General features: G+C 50.3%; 3 protein-coding genes. 2 read left to right on the top strand and 1 reads right to left on the bottom strand.

Annotation, left to right across the window (positions count from 1 at the left end; all coding sequences use genetic code 11):
* Together R3177_RS14530 and R3177_RS14525 are read left to right on the top strand one after the other, a co-directional pair.
* A partial coding sequence (locus R3177_RS14530; protein ID WP_318971724.1) for a helicase-related protein occupies positions 1–355 on the top strand: 355 nt, incomplete at its 5' end.
* 100 nt (positions 356–455) lie between these two features.
* Positions 456–1,679: an EAL and HDOD domain-containing protein gene (locus tag R3177_RS14525; protein WP_318971723.1), complete on the top strand. Its 1,224-nt coding sequence runs from the start codon at positions 456–458 to the stop codon at positions 1,677–1,679.
* Here the strand turns inward: R3177_RS14525 and R3177_RS14520 are convergent.
* Positions 1,672–2,522 (bottom strand): GGDEF domain-containing protein (locus R3177_RS14520; protein ID WP_318971722.1); only part of this gene is annotated, 851 nt, incomplete at its 5' end. The two genes, R3177_RS14525 and R3177_RS14520, sit on opposite strands and share 8 nt — an antisense overlap.

The raw sequence follows: 2,522 nt of genomic DNA, 5'->3' as shown, positions 1-2,522 counted from the left end.
CGGCACTATCCGGGTGCTGGTTGCGACCGATATTGCCGCCCGCGGCCTCGATATCGATATGCTGCCGCAGGTGGTCAACTTCGATTTACCGCATGTTGCTGAAGATTACGTGCACCGGATTGGCCGTACCGGCCGCGCCGGCCAGTCTGGCCAGGCGATATCGCTGGTCTGCGCCGATGAAAGTAAAGAGCTGGCCGGCATTGAGCGCTTAACCAAACAACAAATCCCACGTCAGGTGATCAGTGGTTTTGAACCGGTACAACCGTTGCCACCCAGTAATCCGAACAGCAAACCTTACCGGCCGAAAAAACCAAAAGCGGAGCACCGCGACGGCCAGCGCTCTGCGCGCAGCTGACAAATAGCATAGCTCAACCCGCCCTGGCATCAGAGACAGAATAGTTAGAGCGGGTTATTGTTATTACAGTAATTCCGCTTATACTGAAGTTCAGGAAGTAATGGAGTTACGCTGTATGTATGGTTATATTGCCCGCCAACCCATCTTTGCTGCAGATAAAACGGTTTATGGTTATGAGTTGCTGTTTCGCGACGGCGAAGCGAACAGTTTTCCCGATATCTGTGCCGATGAAGCGACCAGTAAACTGTTGTTACAGCACCATTTACTGCTCGGCGTTGAAAGTATTACCGGCAACAAGCCTGCTTTTATTAACTTCTCTGCTGATACCCTGATCCATCGCTTTCCTACCTCGATTAATCCGGCCAGTACTGTTATTGAAATTCTGGAAACCGTTCCCGCCACCCCGCAATTATTAGAGGTATGCCAGAATTTGCACAGTCAGGGCTATAAGCTGGCGCTGGATGATCACGACTTTGACCCGAAATGGGATGAGTTTTTACCCTATATCACTTATGTGAAAATTGATGTGCTGCAGTTTAATCTGCTGCAAATCAGCCGCTATTTACGGCGCATTGCCGACTATCCGCTGGTGCTGCTGGCCGAAAAGGTGGAAACCGCCGATCAGTTCGAAAAACTGAAAATGATGGGGTTTGATCTGTTTCAGGGCTATTTGTTTGCCCGGCCGGAAATGATGAAACAAAAGCAGCTCAGTTCAAATAAAGTAAATTTGCTGGCATTAATTGCTGAAGCTTCAAAACCCGAGCTGGATTTTAACCTGCTGGCCGATATTTGTCAGCGTGATGTTGGTCTTTCCTATAAGTTACTGCGCTTTGTTAACAACAGTCAGTTTGCTGCCCGTCAGCCGATCAGCTCGTTAAAACTGGCAATGGTGTCGATGGGTGAGCCGGAGCTGAAAAAGTTTATTGCCCTGCTGGCGCTGGCAAATTTAGCGGATGGTGAGCAGGACGACCGGCTGACGGTTGCCTTAATCCGCGCCCGCTTCTGTGATTTGCTGGCCGGACAGAAACATCTGTCGAATAACCCGCCCAGTGCCTTTTTGACAGGCCTGTTCTCTAATGTGCATGAAATTATTGAACAGCCACAGCCGGTCATGCTGCAGCAATTACCATTACAGACAGAAATTAAACAGGCTTTACTGAGCCAAAGTGGCTTATTAGGGCAGATGTTACAGCTTAGCATGGCCTTTGAGCGAGGCGACTGGGAAACTACTGTCACTCTGGAGCAGCAAATCAGTGGTATTGCTGAGCTGGCTGAGGTATATCAGCAGGCGGTGCGCTGGGCTGATAGTATTCTGGTTAACTAGCGTTGCTCTCTTGCTGAAACCTTTGCGCTACGCACACCTGATTGCGCCCCTGGGCCTTAGCCTGATACAGCGCCCGGTCTACTGACTCAATCAGTTGCCCGGTATTATCTCCCGGATGATAAGTTGCTACACCAATACTGGCTGTCAGCTGTAAGCCGGCAACGGCAGGAAAGGGTTCATTGGCCAGTTGCAGGCGGATCCGCTCTGCAATGGCAGCTGCCTCGGCTGCAGTGGTTTGCGGCAACAAGACTAAAAACTCTTCACCACCATATCGTGCCAGCCAGTCATCGGCTCTTAATACCAGCTTAAAGCATGCGCTGGCATGAAGTAAGGCAACATCGCCTACCTGGTGGCCGTAGTTGTCATTAATTTTTTTGAAGTAATCTAAATCAATCAGCAGAATGCTAAATACCGACTGGTGACGCTCACTGCTCCGGGCATGGTTTAGCAGTTGTTGCTGCATAATACGCCGGGTCCACAGCCCGGTAAGGCTGTCACGGTCAGCCAGTGCGCGTATTTTTGTCACCAGTCTGGCAAAAGCGTTGCCCACCAGGCTTAAGTTAATCACCACAGTAAGCACAACCACAAACCATAACTGCGGCAACGAGTCGGGATGCTTAATGGAGATGTAGTTGTGTGCAGTCTGATAACCCTGAGCAATAAAGCAGAACCGGGCAAAAAAGAACAGTGTTACCAAAGCATAAGGGCTGCTTACCGCTAACGCTGAGGAGCGGGTAAACTCCTGCCGGATCCCCTGATAGTTAGCCCAGGCCGCGTGACCAAATAAAATGGCTGCTGCAGCAGAGAATACTGCGCCAATCAGCCAGCCATTATCAGTGTTCT

It is taken from the genome of Arsukibacterium sp. (genome assembly GCF_033722355.1).
Classification (GTDB): Bacteria; Pseudomonadota; Gammaproteobacteria; order Enterobacterales; family Alteromonadaceae; genus Alishewanella.
Note: the sequence above shows the minus strand (reverse complement) of the source record. Positions and strands in the feature narration are given on the sequence as shown.